9 protein-coding genes and 2 pseudogenes are annotated in these 14648 nt (G+C 56.4%); 7 read left to right on the top strand and 4 right to left on the bottom strand.

Annotated features, from left to right (window positions below; translation table 11 throughout):
* The first annotated feature begins 79 nt into the window (after positions 1-79).
* The 6 genes and pseudogenes from RAC79_RS22865 (at position 80) to repC (ending at position 8239) form a co-directional block, all read left to right on the top strand.
* Positions 80-1453, top strand: a complete 1374-nt coding sequence (locus RAC79_RS22865) for an ISNCY family transposase (protein WP_112540359.1) — start codon at positions 80-82, stop codon at positions 1451-1453.
* A gap of 261 nt (positions 1454-1714) precedes the next feature.
* Positions 1715-2170 carry a Rid family hydrolase gene (locus RAC79_RS22870; protein ID WP_112540347.1) on the top strand — a complete coding sequence of 152 codons (456 nt, stop codon included), beginning with the start codon at positions 1715-1717 and terminating at the stop codon, positions 2168-2170.
* A 1385-nt stretch (positions 2171-3555) separates the two neighbouring features.
* Positions 3556-4215: pseudogene (locus RAC79_RS22875) on the top strand (BID domain-containing protein); the annotation flags it as partial.
* 362 nt (positions 4216-4577) lie between these two features.
* Positions 4578-5801, top strand: a complete 1224-nt coding sequence (gene repA, locus RAC79_RS22880; protein WP_374997558.1) for a plasmid partitioning protein RepA — start codon at positions 4578-4580, stop codon at positions 5799-5801.
* The gene (gene repB, locus RAC79_RS22885; protein ID WP_374997559.1) at positions 5798-6826 is read left to right on the top strand and encodes a plasmid partitioning protein RepB; all 1029 of its coding nucleotides are present in this window, start codon (positions 5798-5800) and stop codon (positions 6824-6826) included. Before repA ends, repB begins: the two co-directional genes overlap by 4 nt.
* 198 nt (positions 6827-7024) lie before the next feature.
* Positions 7025-8239, top strand: a complete 1215-nt coding sequence (repC, locus tag RAC79_RS22890) for a plasmid replication protein RepC (protein WP_374997560.1) — start codon at positions 7025-7027, stop codon at positions 8237-8239.
* Between the two features lie 472 nt (positions 8240-8711).
* On the opposite strand, the gene RAC79_RS22895 is transcribed toward repC, so the two are convergent.
* The gene (locus tag RAC79_RS22895) at positions 8712-9056 is read right to left on the bottom strand and encodes a helix-turn-helix domain-containing protein (RefSeq protein WP_374997561.1); all 345 of its coding nucleotides are present in this window, start codon (positions 9054-9056) and stop codon (positions 8712-8714) included.
* Positions 9057-9524: 468 nt separating this feature from the next.
* Here RAC79_RS22895 and RAC79_RS22900 point away from each other — a divergent pair.
* Positions 9525-10543 (top strand): annotated as a pseudogene (locus RAC79_RS22900) (IS3 family transposase); the annotation flags it as partial.
* 23 nt (positions 10544-10566) lie between these two features.
* On the opposite strand, the gene RAC79_RS22905 reads toward RAC79_RS22900, so the two are convergent.
* The 3 genes from RAC79_RS22905 to RAC79_RS22915 form a co-directional block, all read right to left on the bottom strand.
* The gene (locus RAC79_RS22905; protein ID WP_374997562.1) at positions 10567-12561 is read right to left on the bottom strand and encodes a recombinase family protein; all 1995 of its coding nucleotides are present in this window, start codon (positions 12559-12561) and stop codon (positions 10567-10569) included.
* Positions 12558-12755, bottom strand: coding sequence for a hypothetical protein (locus RAC79_RS22910; protein WP_041936667.1), 198 nt, complete (start codon positions 12753-12755; stop codon positions 12558-12560). Before RAC79_RS22910 ends, RAC79_RS22905 begins: the two co-directional genes overlap by 4 nt.
* Before the next feature lie 851 nt (positions 12756-13606).
* The gene (locus tag RAC79_RS22915; RefSeq protein WP_374997563.1) at positions 13607-14638 is read right to left on the bottom strand and encodes an IS110 family transposase; all 1032 of its coding nucleotides are present in this window, start codon (positions 14636-14638) and stop codon (positions 13607-13609) included.
* Positions 14639-14648: the final 10 nt, after the last annotated feature.

The following is a 14648-nucleotide window of genomic DNA, read 5'->3' on the forward strand; positions in this document are numbered from 1 at the left end:
CCGCAAAGTTAGAATGTCCTGTTTCTGCAAAGTTGGAATGTCACACTCCCCGGATCTGATTGACGTCTGGGAGATGCAGATGGGATTGATCACCATGAGCGAGCGCGATTTGCAGCGGATCGAGGTTTTGTCGAAAGTCGTTGAAGGCCGCATGACCATTGTCGCAGCGGCGCATGTACTGGCAATCAGCGTCCGGCATATTCAGAGATTGATTGGTCGTATTGAGGCTGCCGGCGCTGCCTCGATAAGGCATAAAGCGATCGGTCGGCCGTCAAACAATAAAATAGCCACCGGCGTCCGTGATTATGTTTTGATGCTGGTGCGAGAACGCTACCTTGATTTCGGGCCAACGCTGGCGGCCGAGAAGCTCCAGGAAGAGCACGGCGTGACGGTTTCACGCGAGACCTTGCGCAAGTGGATGCAGGATGCCGGTCTATGGCTTTCGAGGAAGCAGCGGAGGACGTTTCATCAGCCGCGGTTGCGACGAGAGGCCTATGGTGAACTGGTCCAGATAGACGGCTCCGAGCATCGTTGGTTTGAGGATCGTGGGCCCGCCTGCTCGCTATTGGTCTTCGTCGACGATGCGACCGGAAAGCTGATGCAGCTGCGGTTTGTTCGGTCGGAGAGCGCTTTCACCTATTTCGAGGCGCTTTCGCTTTACCTTGAAGAGCATGGCGCACCTATCGCCTTTTACTCCGACAAACATTCCGTTTTTCGTGTCGCCCGGAAAGACGCCAAGGGCGGGCAAGGCATGACGCAGTTTGGTCGTGCGCTATCGGAGCTGCACATTGAGATCCTTTGCGCCAATTCCAGCCAGGCCAAAGGTCGCGTCGAGCGCATGAACCGGACATTGCAGGATCGGCTGGTCAAGGAATTGAGGCTTGCCAATATCAGTGACATGGAGACCGGCAATGCGTTTCTGCCAGCCTTCATCGAGCGATACAATGACCGCTTTGCGGTGACCCCTACCCGCCCCGACGACCTCCATCGGCCTGTCAATCTGGCGCCAAGCAGGCTGAATGACATGCTTTGCAAACGCGAGCAAAGACACGTCGGCGCACAGCTTTCATTCTCCTATGAGCGCAAACGCATCATGCTTGAGGAGAACAACGTCACGCGCGGCCTAGTTGGAAAGTATGTCGAGACATACGCATACGCTGATGGACGACTGGATATTCGATGGAAAGGTCACTCGTTGCCTTACAAGATTTTCGACAAGGACCAGCGCGTGACCCATGCGGCTGTGGTCGAGAACAAGCGTCTCGGAGAAGTGCTGGCCTACATAAAGGAGCAGCAAGATCGAGACCACGCACCTGCGCCAAAGACCAACAGTGAGAAGATCGGCTACAAGCCGAGAGGCCGCAAACCCGGTCCGCGCACGGATTTCATGAATGATCCGGACGTCATTGCGAGACGGCAAAAGGCTCTTGCTCAAATAGATGAGGCTGAATGATCCACTTCCGGCCAAAAGCGGACGACTGCAGCTGGCCCATTGCTGTCATAAGACGTCGTAATCAAGGTTGTAGAGAGACCGTCATATCTGGCCGGACGAGCAATCCGCAGGAATAGCGCATCGCCCACCATGTCGCGTGGTCAACAAAGAAGGCTCCATTCATTGCGTCAAACGCAATACACTCGTCAGATTTATTGCAATTTACGAGACAGTCAAACTCGTTCAGTTTCGGGTTCTAAACATTTCTCTAAGGAGCCAACGATGACGAACAAAGCAAACACACCACGCGTTGAATCTGCAAACCACGGCGTTGCCTGGGAAAAAGCATTTGGCTACGCACAAGCGGTCAAGGTTAAGGATACGATCTATGTTTCCGGTCAGCTGAGCCACGATAGCCAAGGGAATTTGGTCGCACCTGCCGAAATCGATGCCACTGGAAAGCCAGTTTCGTTCGACACCATGGAAGCTCAGATTCGCCAAACTTATGAGAACGCCCGCGTCCTCCTTCAACAATTCGGCGCAACTTTCGACGACGTGGTTGAAGAGACACTTTACGTACTGGACGTCGATGCAGCCTTCGGCCCCGCCTCTGAAATCCGGAAAAAAGTCTACGGTTCCGAACTCCCTCAGCTGGCTAGCAACATCATTGGTGTGACGCGCCTCGCCTTTCCCCAACAGCTCGTTGAGATCACGTTCAGAGCGGTCGTGGACCGTTAAATGGCGGTGCGAGTTCTCAGATAGAAAAGCACGGTTTGTCAAAAAGATCGCGCAAGTCTATGCCTTATACGGCAGCGTGGTTACTTCCTCGATTGTCTCCCTCTGGGGTGACAATCGAAGGAAGCTAAAGCCGAAGAGGGAGTTTCATTACCCGCCCCCTCCCTACCCTTGCAACCCGGCCCAGCCGGTCCGGTCGGGGGCTGATTGTCGGGGCCAGTGTCGCATTTCTAACAGGCCAGCTGCGTCGCATCTCTAATCAGCTTTGACATTGTATGTAGCCGGGTGGGTTCTCTCCCACGACTTTTCGGGGGGCAGAATGTCAGCTAGAAAGGTAACATGAGCACATCAGAAGCCATCCACCCTACGTTAAAGGATCTCACGTACGAGATTGGACAGGTGCTGGTTTGCTGGTGTTTCCTCGAAAACAGCATTAGAGAACACCTGAACCGAGCTGGACTTCAAAACCAGGTCTTGAAGGGCCCTGTGATTTCCCACTGGCGGACACACATTCAGTCTACTTATCCAGAGCGAGCCCATGAGCTACTCGAACCAGTCGAAAAAGTCGCTCGCGTCCGAAACCTTCTCGCGCACTGCATCTATTCGATGCACGCGGATCCATGGACCGAGGGCAACGCGGTGATCGCTTGTGAAGCTCCTGACGGCACACGGCATTCTTTCAGCATCGAGGATCTTCGGGCCACGTGCACCGAACTTTCGAAGCTTAAGGTGACACCGATCCGCTTGTCTCCCGCTCGTTGACGCTGATTGCAAGCTCCTCACGACCGCTGTTGGCGCAAAGGAGTCATCGCGACTGAGGAAGCTAAAGCCGATAGGATGTTCCATCACCCGCCCCTTCCCTCCCCTTGCAACCCGGCCCAGCTGGTCCGGTCGGTTGCGGGTGGTGACATGCGGACATTTCTGCTTTGAAGCTGGCGAACATTTCAACCTTGCCGCCACATTTGTATGTAAGGGCATAGGCCATATATCGCGCTACATGCCCGAAGCTCGACGCGCGCGAATCGCCGCGCTGAAGTCGATGAGATGGCGGAGAGTGTTTGCGAGACGTCATCAAGATTCTGCAGAACATCGTGCAAAGCGAGCGCTCCACAAAAACTCGCGGGCAAGTTTTGACCTGAGACACGTTGAGCGCTCGGTGATTTGATAGCTGAAAGTTTATACTGTCCGTCATCAAGGCCATTTCAGATTACGTCATCTTCATAAGAAGCGGAAAGATTGTCGAGGGGGAGAGACAAACGCGATCTTCGACCGGCCTTCTGGTGAATATACGAAAACACTTATCAAATCAGCTTGTTCGGCGGCGGCGGTGCCATAGATCAAAAAACTTGACAACAAGTAACTCGCAGCCCGGTTAGGCGAACCCTGAAACCGCCTTCAAAGCCGTCGATGTTGGCAAGATGCTGGTGGATAAAGCGAGTGCCGCCGCCAAGCTGCAGACAATCGCTGACAAGCCCGAGAGTTTTGGCCCGCTCGAGGGAAAGACCGGCATGCTCTCCAGGGCTGCCGACAAGCGCGACCGGGAGCGTGCGATTGCCAATGCGCCCGCGCTCGCTGCCAGCCTGGCAGACTATCTGCGCCAGCGCGGCAAGCTGGAGGCGCGCATGCTGGGAGAGGAGCTATCGACGTGCAGACAGGTATCGATAGACATCCCTGCCCTATCGCCCCATTGCGAAAAGCGTCTTCGCGCGTGTCCAGGAATCCATCGATCGAAACGATCTTCCGTCCGAGCTGGGGTTCGCGTTTGCCGACAAGATGATCAAGGCAGCGCTGGAAGGCTTTACGCGCGCGATCTAAGAACGTTTCGGCGAACGAACCTTCCTGCCCCTCGCAGCCAAAGACGCGGGCGGCGAGACCTCCGCACCGTCACATCGGGCATGAACCCACGGCAAAAGGCCGATGTTCAATCCGCTTGGAGCCTCATGCGCACCGGCCAGCAACTGGCCGCACATGAGCGCAGCGCCAACGCGGTAAAGCAGACGGAGACCCTCCGACAAACTAAATCCCAAGGACTGTCTCCCAGATGGTGAACTTTAGTCATGCTGTCACCATGGTAGTTTGTCGTGAACGAGTGAAGGTTTTGCCGTGCTGATAGGCAGCACCCGGGTGCGCCGATTCGGACTTCGAATCTTTGCAATTCTCTCTAGCCGCACATCGGGGAGCTGCGATCCCGCTATGCGACGAACGAAAAGTCAAAGTGGATCGAGGTCCATGGGCTCGTCTTTCTCGCGTAAGTGTCAGAAGTTACACTATAAAAATTCGGGTTTTACAGCTTTCTCCGGGTTCATCAGGCATCTTTTCGCCTGGTTGATCTGGACGTAAATGCAGAATCGTGATGTATCCTTAGCGGACAACGGTCGGCAAACCGGCAATGACCCGCCAAGAGGAAATTATGGCGATAGCGGAACGAGCAGAAACAGCGAATATTCGGAAGGAAGATGCAGGCAGCAAGATCGCGCGCCATGCAAGCCTTCTGTCGCAGCAATTGCAGGAACTTCGCACACGCATGTATCCGCCGAAGTCGGAAAAAAGTTTGCGGCCCTTCCTGACCAATGAAGTCTCCAAGCTCACCTCCATACCCGATTCCACCCTCAAACTCATGTCTAGTGAAGGGCGAGGCCCGATCCCTGGCCGCCTGGAAAACAATCATCGGGTCTATACGCTTGCACAGATTAACGAGTTGCGTGACTTCTTCGCAAGCCAGAAGCCTTCAGAGGCACTGCGGTTTTTGCCGCGCCGTCGTCAGGGCGAGCATCTGCAGGTCGTTGCGATCGCCAACTTCAAGGGCGGCAGTGCCAAGACGACGACCTGCGTGCATCTTGCTCATTACCTGGCATTGCAGGGTTATCGTGTCCTTGCCCTCGATCTCGACCCGCAGGCCTCGCTTTCGGCTCTCTTCGGAGCGCAGCCGGAGTTTGACGTCGGCGCAAATGAGACCATCTATGCAGCGCTGCGTTATGACGACACCGAGCGCCGATCGATCCGCGACATTATTCGAAAGACCTATTTCGAGGGCATCGATCTGATACCCGGCAACCTCGAGGTCATGGAATATGAACATGAGACACCGAGGGTTCTCGCGCAAAAATCCGGTTCAGGAGCAATCTTCTTCGAGCGTCTGAAGCTCGCCCTTGCCGAGGTCGACCAGGATTACGACGTCGTCATTCTCGACACTCCGCCATCTCTCGGGTTCCTGACGCTAAGCGCGATCTACGCCGCGACCAGCATGATCATCACTGTGCACCCGGCCATGCTCGATGTTGCCTCCATGAGCCAGTTCTTGCTGATGATGGGTGATCTGATCAGCGTTCTGAATGAAAATGGAGCGCAGCTCGATCAAGACTTTATTCGCTATCTCGTGACCCGTCATGATCCAAACGACGCGCCGCAATCGCAGGTGGTGGCTTTGATGCGTCATTTGTTCGGAACCGATGTGCTTTTGCCGACCCTGATCGAAAGTACGGCTGTCGAGGCGGCGGGACTTGCAAAGCGCTCAATCTACGAGCTCGAAATGGGCCAGATCGGCCGCGATACGCACAAGCGTGCTCGTGAGGCAGTTGACGCCGTCAACGAAGCGATCGTGAAACTCATCAACACCAGCTGGGGACGCACATGACAAATAAGTCATCGCGTAAATCCATCGTCGCAAATTTTGGCCTTCTGTCGGCGGAGCTTGAAAACCGGTTGTCGACTGATACCCCTCCGGCCCCGCAGCAACCGGCAGCACCTGCGCGCGTTGGCGCCGGCGTAATAGGTGCGGCCCACAGGGCAATAGACGACATCAAATCGGAGCGGGATCGTCTGAAAGCCCTCGTTGAAGCGGGCGGCGGCGCAATCCGCGAACTTGATCCCTCGAAGGTCGACCCGTCTCCTTTTCCCGATCGTCTCCCGGACGACGACGCGTCGGACTTCGAGACATTCAGGAATTCCATCCGGTCAGAGGGTCAGAAGGTTCCGATCCAGGTCCGCAAGTCGCCTTCCTTCCCTGGGCGATATCAGGTGATTTACGGCCATCGCCGACTACAGGCAGCCAGGGATCTCGGTATTCCGGTCAAGGCAATCGAAGTCGAGATTTCAGACGTCGAACTCGTCATTGCGCAGGGTATTGAAAATGCCGATCGCCAGGATCTGACATGGATTGAACGCGCCCTGTTTGCGCAGCGAATGGACGATGCCGGTGTAAAGCCCCGTGATATCAAGGCAGCTTTGTCAATCGATGATCCGGAACTAGCGCGAATGCGGGCGGTTTACCGCGCCGTTCCCGTCGACCTCATCGAGGCAATCGGCCGGGCGGCGAAGGTCGGTCGTCCGCGATGGGCGGATTTTGCAAAAGCATTCTCGGAACAGCCTGACCGCCACGGAGAACTGCGCAAGGCCCTGTCCTCCGCGTCGGAAAAGCGTGTGGGATCAGATCAGAAGTTTCTGGCAGCACTCAATGCCCTGAAACCTGCAGCGCAAATTCAGAAGGCTGGCAAGGTGATTACAGGAGCCGCAGGCGAGACGCTTGGCAGCCTCCTGCGCACAAGCAAGGATATCCGCATTTTGGCGCACTCTCCGGCCGGCGCGGAATTCCTAAGTTTCATCGAAGCGGAGCTACCCGCGCTCGCCAAGCGGTTCGCCAGCGAGCGATCAAGGATTTAAACGAAGCAGAAAAGCAGACTTCGAACGGTTTTAAGGAAGGAAAAACGCGCAAAAGAAAAAGGCCCCCGAAACGTTGCCGTCATGGAAGCCCTTCTCGTTGTGTGAGAACTAGAGAATCGCATTTCCATGTTACCTAGTCAAGAGTCTTTGGCACCGTTTTGGTGAGCGTTGTTCTTTTGCCTTTTGAGAGGCGAGGACATGGAAGGTGGACAAGTAACGACGCCCTTTGGGCGGCGACAGGTTACCCTTGCGCTTGTGAGGCGGCAAATTGCCACGAGCAGGATCGAGGAAGGTAAATCCGCAAACAAGTGGAAGGTTTTTCGCGATGCATCTGAAGCTCGGGAGGTGCTTGGTCTGCAGGATCGCAGCCTCGCGGTTCTCGATGCGCTTTTGAGCTTCTATCCGGAGAACGAACTGCGCCAAGACGCGCAGCTCGTCGTCTTTCCCTCGAACATTCAGCTGTCAATTCGTGCCCATGGCATTGCAGGCGCGACCTTGCGTCGGCATCTTGCGGCCCTCGTTGATGCCGGCTTGATTATCCGCAAGGATAGCGCCAACGGGAAACGCTACGCGAGAAAAGGCGACGATGGCTCGATCGAGCATGCGTACGGATTCGACATATCACCGCTTCTTATGCGAGCTGAGGAGCTTGCGTGCCTCGCCCAGCAGGTTGCCGCCGATCGGATCGCCTTTAGACAGGCAAAGGAAAATCTGACGATCTGCCGGCGGGATATCCGCAAGCTGATCACTGCAGCTGTTGAAGAAGGGGCAGCAGGCGATTGGGACGAAATAGAGGAGCGCTATATCGCGATCGTGAGAGAAACGCCGCGCAATCCCACCTTGGCTGAACTCAAGGACCTAGGTCTCAGGATGAGCCGTCTACGTGAGGATGTCGTCAAACTCCTGAATTCCGAAGACTTTTCGTCAAAAATGAACGCCAATGGTGCTCAAATTGAGCGTCACATACAGAATTCAAATACCAACCCTCCTACTGAACTTGAACCTCGCTCTGAAAAAGAGCAGGGAGCGAAGCCGAGTGAGGACAGGCAGCCCCAGCATGTGCCGATCAAGGCTTTCTCAATCGGACTTGTGCTGCGGGCCTGCCCCGAAATTTCAAACTATGGGCCCGATGGTCAAATTCGGAACTGGCGTGAACTCATGACAGCCGCAGTGGTCGTCAGGTCCATGCTTGGGGTCAGCCCGTCTGCATATCAGGAAGCCTGCGAGGCAATGGGCCCAGAGAACGCGGCGGTGACGATTGCCTGCATTTTGGAGCGCGGTGGTCACATTAATTCACCGGGCGGATATCTCAGAGATTTGACAAGCAAAGCTAAGCGAGACGAATTTTCACTTGGTCCGGTCCTAATGGCTCTGCTGCGTGCCGGGGGCCACAACGTCAAAGCCACTGGGTAATGTTGAGGCAACATAAGTGCGGGTGGGAACAAAAATTGTTCCTCCAGGCAAGCTGAAGTCAAACGGACCGTGAATTCTAGGCGGAGCGCAGGTTACCGTGCGAGTACCCTCGGTCGAGGAGACACTGGTGGCTGTACCGAGCCAGAATCGTAGGTGACAATTGACGCGTAGGATCGTCGTTGAGGGACCAGCACATAGTGCCAAGTTCTGTCGCGGACTAGAATGCATCAATGCTAACCACGGTGGGGCGATCGCGGACACCCATGAATGTCAGTTCGTCGATACAAGGCGTGCTCGGATGTCGTGCCGTCATTGGTTTCGACATCACCGAAATCTGCTCCCAGCCCCGACCCTCGTCGCCGATGCCTGCGGCGACTCAGCCTTGCAATGTCACGTCGGCAAACGGCCGGGCGCTGATTGGTGACCCGTAGCTGTTCTCGCTTTCTAGGCGCTGGGCGGCACGAGCCTCGATCTAGGCCGACCGTGCCAGCAATAAGGCGAGCGAAAAGCCCAAGGCTTCCTCCACCTCCCCTGCCCTTCCCTTCCACGGCGCGCGTAGCGTTTCTCGATGACGCTGTCCTTCCCCACCATCAATCCCGGCGTCCACGAGGACTGCCAAGTGCCGTCGTACCGTCGCGGCGGCCATGCCGCGGGCGCGGATCGACAGCCGCGTATTAGACGGGAATGCGATCAGGCCGCGCTCACCGGATAGCTCGTCGGCTGGATAGAGAGTTACCAGGACGTCAAGTACAGCCAGAACGCGATCTGTCACCTCCAGCGATGGCCGTGCTTCGCATATCGCCTGAATAGCTTGCATTTATTTTGAAATTCCGGCCCGGAGGGTTGCCATTGGGATAGCGCCTTAGCGGCGGCGTCAAAGGTTATGTATCGTAGCTGTCCTCGTGATGTCGGTGGTGAGATAATCCAGCTCCCATTCCTTCTTGATGTCCTCGTCAGTCATGCTCGGACCGACCCGTGGCACGACAATTCTGTTTCGCAGGGCGGCCGTTCTTGAACGCGAGAGCATCAAGCGCCTGCATGATCTTGTTCTGCTCGCTGTCCTTCCACTGGAAAGGCGCGGTAGGGGTCAGGTGCCATTCGACCTAGGCACAATTTTCACCGAGATTACCGCAGATCGAGTTTCGCAACGCATTTCAATCATTGCTATCATATCCATCAGGTTAGCATCGAGGTGCAGCGTCTTTGACGTGCCCCCAATAAATTAGGCCATTTAGAACTGGAATTTTCCACTTATGATTCCTTGTGGGAAGAAGAGGAGAATTCGATGAAGGCCTCGAAGTTTTCGGAAGCGCAGATCGCGTTTGTTTTGAAGCAGGCAGAGGATGGAACGCCCATCGGCGAGGTCTGCCGCAAGGCGGGAATTTCGGACGCGACGTTTTACAATTGGCGCAAAAAATACGCGGGCTTGATGCCCTCGGAGATGAAGCGGCTACGACAGCTTGAGGAGGAGAATGCCAAGCTGAAGCGGATTGTTGCCGACCTGTCGCTGGACAAGGCCATGCTGCAGGATGTGCTTTCAAAAAAGCTTTGAGGCCTGCCCGCAAGCGCAAGCTTGTCGACACGATCAAGGCGGACTGGAAGGTTTCGATCCGGCGTGCATGCTCGGTGTTGAAAGTCGACCGGTCGCTCTATGTCTACAAGTCCAGGCGTGGCGAGCAGGCCGAGTTAAAGCTGAAGATCAAGGACATCTGCCAGACGCGGATACGCTACGGCTACAGGCGTGTGCATATCCTTATCAAGCGTAAAGGCTGGTCTGTGAACCCGAAGCGAATCTATCGTCTTTACAAGGAGATGGACCTCCAGCTCCGCAACAAGGTTCCCAAGCGCCGGGTCAAGGCGAAGCTGCGGGCTGACCGCACGGAGCCTAGCCATTCCAACCATGTCTGGGCGATGGATTTCGTTCATGACCAACTGGCCACTGGTCGCAAGATCAGGGTTCTGACGGTTGTTGATACCTTCTCTCGCTTCTCGCCAGTGGTGGATGCTCGCTTTAGCTACAAAGGCGAGGATGTCGTTCAGACATTGGAGCGGGTCTGCCGACAGATCGGATATCCGGCGACCATACGTGTGGATAATGGCAGCGAATTCATCTCCCGAGACCTTGACCTCTGGGCCTATCACAAAGGTGTCGTGCTTGACTTCTCGCGGCCAGGCAAACCGACCGACAACAGCTACATCGAGAGTTTTAATGGCAAGTTCCGCGCCGAGTGCCTGAACGCTCACTGGTTCATGAGCCTTGACGACGCGCGGGCAAAGATGGAGGATTGGCGTAGAGACTACAATCCTGTTTCATAACGCCCATCTTTCTATGTTGTTGAAGGGAATAAGCTTTCCTGATCTGGATGCGATCCTGTGGGGTGTCGGGGGGTCTGCCGGACCCGATCGAGGATCTGACGTGTTTGTGAGGTCGCGAGTTTTGAACGGCTGAAGATCCATGGGCCATCGGGTAGCGGATGAGTTCCCTCAATCTCGCCAGCCTCAGCCGCCAGACGCAGTGTCTTTGGCGTTATCCCGAGCAACTTCGCCGCACCGCCCAGATTAAGCCACGGCTCGACCCCGTCGATCTGGGGGCGGAAGACTGGAATCTTGCGATATGACCTCAGCGCAGTGACCCGCTCCCGTGTCCAGCGATTGCCATTGCCGGTCGTCAGTCCGTTGCGATTGAGGACACCGGCAATCACATCGTCATTGGCAATAAGGACGAGCTGTCGCACAGCGTCGACAATGTCGTCAGGCGTCGCGTTTCTTTGTCCTCGGCGCCGCTTCGGCAGGCGCAGTTCTGTGTGGACGCCACCAACCCAATGAATGACGAGTACGATCTCAGAGGCTCCATCATCGAGATCGGCGACCACTTCATTGATGAGCGTGCGCACGATGCGCTTCTTTAGCCTTGTATCTGTTGTCGGGGCTGTCCAGACGGTGCGAAGGTTCCCCGCAAGGTCAGTTACCTGTGAGGCGGACATGGGGAATGGCTGTGGCGTAACTGTCCGATGTTTGGCAATCCTGGCTTCGATCTCGCCGACGCGAGCGAGCGCCTTGTTCCAGCGTGCTTCGAGCTCCGAGGTCACCAGCCTGTTCTCCGGATCGGCCGCGTCATATTGCCGGAATGCCCTATCGGCGGCGTAGCGCGCCGCCTCGAGGTCACGCAGAAAGGCATCCTGAACCTGATCGCGTTGGCTGGCCATAGTACGTTCCGCCTCGACGGCGGCGGCAATAGCTCCTGGTTCCACCACGCCGAGCAGTGCCTCTTCGATCGCATCATCGACCCGCAGACCGCCGAAAGCAATGCAGCGAGGCTCACCATTATCGAGCAGACCACGCCAGCAGGAATAGCGCGGAATGTTATGCTTGTTTCCGGTGTACCGGACGGTCAGCTTTCGACCACACCTCTTGCAACGGAAAAGGCCGGCAAGCAGAGCGTCGCCGTGCTTCGGCGCCCCGTGGTGGCGGCTGGCTGGCACATTGTCGCTCAACATCTTGCGGATCTCCTCCGCCCGTTCCCAACTGACGTAACCTTCATGTGCATCCGGGATCAGCGCCAACCATTCATCACGCGCCTTGTGACGAATTCCAGATCGGCCATCGTATCGGGGCACGGAGCGACTCTTGCCATAAGCATAAGCGCCGCCGTAGATCGGGTTCGCAATCATTCGGTGGATGGTGGCATAATTTGGCCTGCGCCAGATGACGTCACCGTTGGCGCACCTGACGGGCAGGTCCAACCCCTGCTCAAGGAACCATAGCAAGGCCTGCCGGGCACTCCCGAGTTCGGTGACCTTGTTGAAGACGAGTGCGATGGCTTCCTGGATGCGTCGGTCTGGATCCTTCTCGATCCTGTCACCGGCCTTTACGAAGCCGGCCGGAACAGTGACGACGAGTTCACCGCGGCGAGCCTTCTCATAGCGGGCGGAAAGGGAACGCTGACGCAAGAGATCGAGTTCATACTCGTTGAGGCTGCCCTTCAAACCCAGGAGCAGGCGGTCGTTGCCCTGGCGGGGCGCATAAACTGCTTCCTGGTCGACCAGGACCGTATCGACAACGCGGCACATCTCGATGAGTTGCTGCCAATCGCGGCTGTTCCGGGCGAAGCGCGATACCTCACGCGCGGCCACGGCGCCAACCTTGCCAAGGCAGACTTCCGCCACCATCCGATCAAATCCAGCGCGGATCACGCCGCCGGCGGCCGAGCGACCAAGGTCGTCATCCACCGTGTCTATTTGTGACCATCCAAGCGCTGCCAGCCGGTCGCGCATGGCGTACTGGAGGGCGCTGCTCTCTCTGATGCGGCCCGATCTTCTCATGCATCATGACCGGCCTCCTTCTGTTGGGAGGCATGTCCGCACTTTGCATGATCGACGAACAGTCGCACGATGAGAACCGTCAGTGCCTGGCGGGTTTCCTCCGGCAACTCCGGCCATTGCGGCGTCCCTGCCGTCTTCCCCCGCTGCGGGGCCGAGAACAGATCGAACTGGCATGTCATGGGCTGGCGAGGCATGAACATCTCTCCGACTCGTTTCGTGAGAGACCAATGCTGCGCCCATTACCGAAGATTGCGATGAGGCATCAGCGTCCTTCAACAATCTTGCCAAAATATGCAGGCTTGCGAGATCGACGTGCGGAACCGACAGGCTGCGCCAGGTTCCACTCACAGATCGGTCGAACATCCAAGACGGGACTTCAAGAAGTCGATCAGAGGAAGCACCAGAAAGACTGCAGCGGAAAATATGCGTCCCTTTGGATAGCGCCTCATGGACGTGAACGAGCCGCCCGGACCAGGGATGCCACGGATACAAAAGCTCGCGAACCTCGGTCCCGTGGGTGTTCTGTCGTCGTGTTGTATAATGAGTTCCGGCCACACAGCGCGATCGGCAACAAAGTGCCGATTTCGCTCATGAGCGGCTCATCGGCACCACCGCCGACATGAGCCATAACCCCGGAAAATTCCAGCTCCCGTTGGCCCAAAATCGGGGAGCACTTCAAAAAGCGCTGGAGCGAACTCAAAACTGGATAAAACTTGGGGGCAAGGTCAGCAGCAGAAAATTTAACCCGAGGGTGTCTACGAAACTCGGGGCTTCTGTGGTTGCCGCCCGTAATGCAAGAAGTTTCTGAACCATTGGGTGTGATCGAGTGCGGTCTTCTGTCAGGCCTTTAAACGCGGCACTTTAGAAGCCGCTGGCCGATATGGTTATCAGCGGATCAGGTCCAAATCTATTCAGCGAGCTGATTGGCTCTATGCCCCGAACTGGTTTTCCTGATCCAGATCTGTTCGATCATTTTGCCCATATGGGTCGTCGACTTTCTCACACCTCCGTCACCGGCTCTAAACTACCTTGTGCCACACCTCTGTCACGCAGCAGCAGTCTGTGCCGGGTTCTGATAATCCTTGCCTGTTGTCAGCATGGCCCAGATCGCTCTGGCCATTTTGTTCGCGAGCGCGATAGCCACAAGCATTCTCGGTTTCCTGGCCAGCATTCCAGATAGCCAAGACCTTTCCAGGATCGTTCTCCGCCCGAGCCAGTTCAAGCGCGACATCGCTCCCATGATCAAAAGCCCGCGTATATCGGCTTGTCCGGCCTTTGATATTCGTCCGAGCCGCTCCTTTCCTCCCGACGAATGCTGCCGTGGCACCAGGCCTAACCAAGCCGCGAAGTCTCGCCCACGCCGAAAGCTTTCCATGGGTGGAGCAAACGCTTCAACAGCCAACGCGCTCATTGGTCCAATGCCTGGCATTGTTTGCAAACGGCGTGCTGTGTCAGTCAGTGATGCCAGAGCGCCGATCTGTTTTGTCTTCACCTCGATCCGTTGCGTCTTCTCGGCGATCTGCAGCAGAAGATCGCGGCATTCGTCGCGAACCAGTTCTGGCAGATCGCTGTTCTCAGCCTCAACCATCGCCTCAATCCGCGTAAGCTGCCCAATGCCCGGAGGAATTGGATGCCCGAACTCGTAGAGGGCTGATCGCAATGCGTTTACCAACTCAGTACGCTGACGTACAAGTCGTTCTCTCCCACGAAAAAGAAGCGCCTGTGCCTGTTGCTCCTCGAGCTTCGGCGTAACGAAGCGCATCCCAGGTCGCTGTGCGGCTGTGACAATCGCTTCGGCATCAGCGGCATCGTTCTTCTGACGCTTCACGAACGGACGAACGTACTGTGGCGCTATCAGCCGCACTTCATGACCGAGTTTCGTCATCTCGCGTGACCAGTAATGAGCACTCCCGCACGCCTCCATCACGACGATCGAAGCGCCTTGCCCGGCCATAAATCTGCGAAAATGCTGTCGGGATAGCTTCCGCCGGAACGTCACCTCTCCGGAAAGCAAAGCTCCGTGAACCTGAAAAACGTTCTTCGCCAGATCGATCCCAATCATCGTGTCGTATGTCATGCTGCCATCC

The organism is Agrobacterium sp. LR_9 (genome assembly GCF_041954855.1).
Lineage (GTDB): Bacteria > Pseudomonadota > Alphaproteobacteria > Rhizobiales > Rhizobiaceae > Agrobacterium > Agrobacterium leguminum.

Coding starts and splice junctions, on each gene's coding strand:
- RAC79_RS22865 (WP_112540359.1), top strand. CDS start 80: ATGGGATTGATCACCATGAGCGAGCGCGATTTGCAGCGGATCGAGGTT.
- repA (WP_374997558.1), top strand. CDS start 4,578: ATGGCGATAGCGGAACGAGCAGAAACAGCGAATATTCGGAAGGAAGAT.
- repB (WP_374997559.1), top strand. CDS start 5,798: ATGACAAATAAGTCATCGCGTAAATCCATCGTCGCAAATTTTGGCCTT.
- RAC79_RS22895 (WP_374997561.1), bottom strand. CDS start 9,056: ATGCAAGCTATTCAGGCGATATGCGAAGCACGGCCATCGCTGGAGGTG.
- RAC79_RS22910 (WP_041936667.1), bottom strand. CDS start 12,755: ATGCCTCGCCAGCCCATGACATGCCAGTTCGATCTGTTCTCGGCCCCG.
- RAC79_RS22905 (WP_374997562.1), bottom strand. CDS start 12,561: ATGAGAAGATCGGGCCGCATCAGAGAGAGCAGCGCCCTCCAGTACGCC.
- RAC79_RS22870 (WP_112540347.1), top strand. CDS start 1,715: ATGACGAACAAAGCAAACACACCACGCGTTGAATCTGCAAACCACGGC.
- RAC79_RS22915 (WP_374997563.1), bottom strand. CDS start 14,638: ATGACATACGACACGATGATTGGGATCGATCTGGCGAAGAACGTTTTT.
- repC (WP_374997560.1), top strand. CDS start 7,025: ATGGAAGGTGGACAAGTAACGACGCCCTTTGGGCGGCGACAGGTTACC.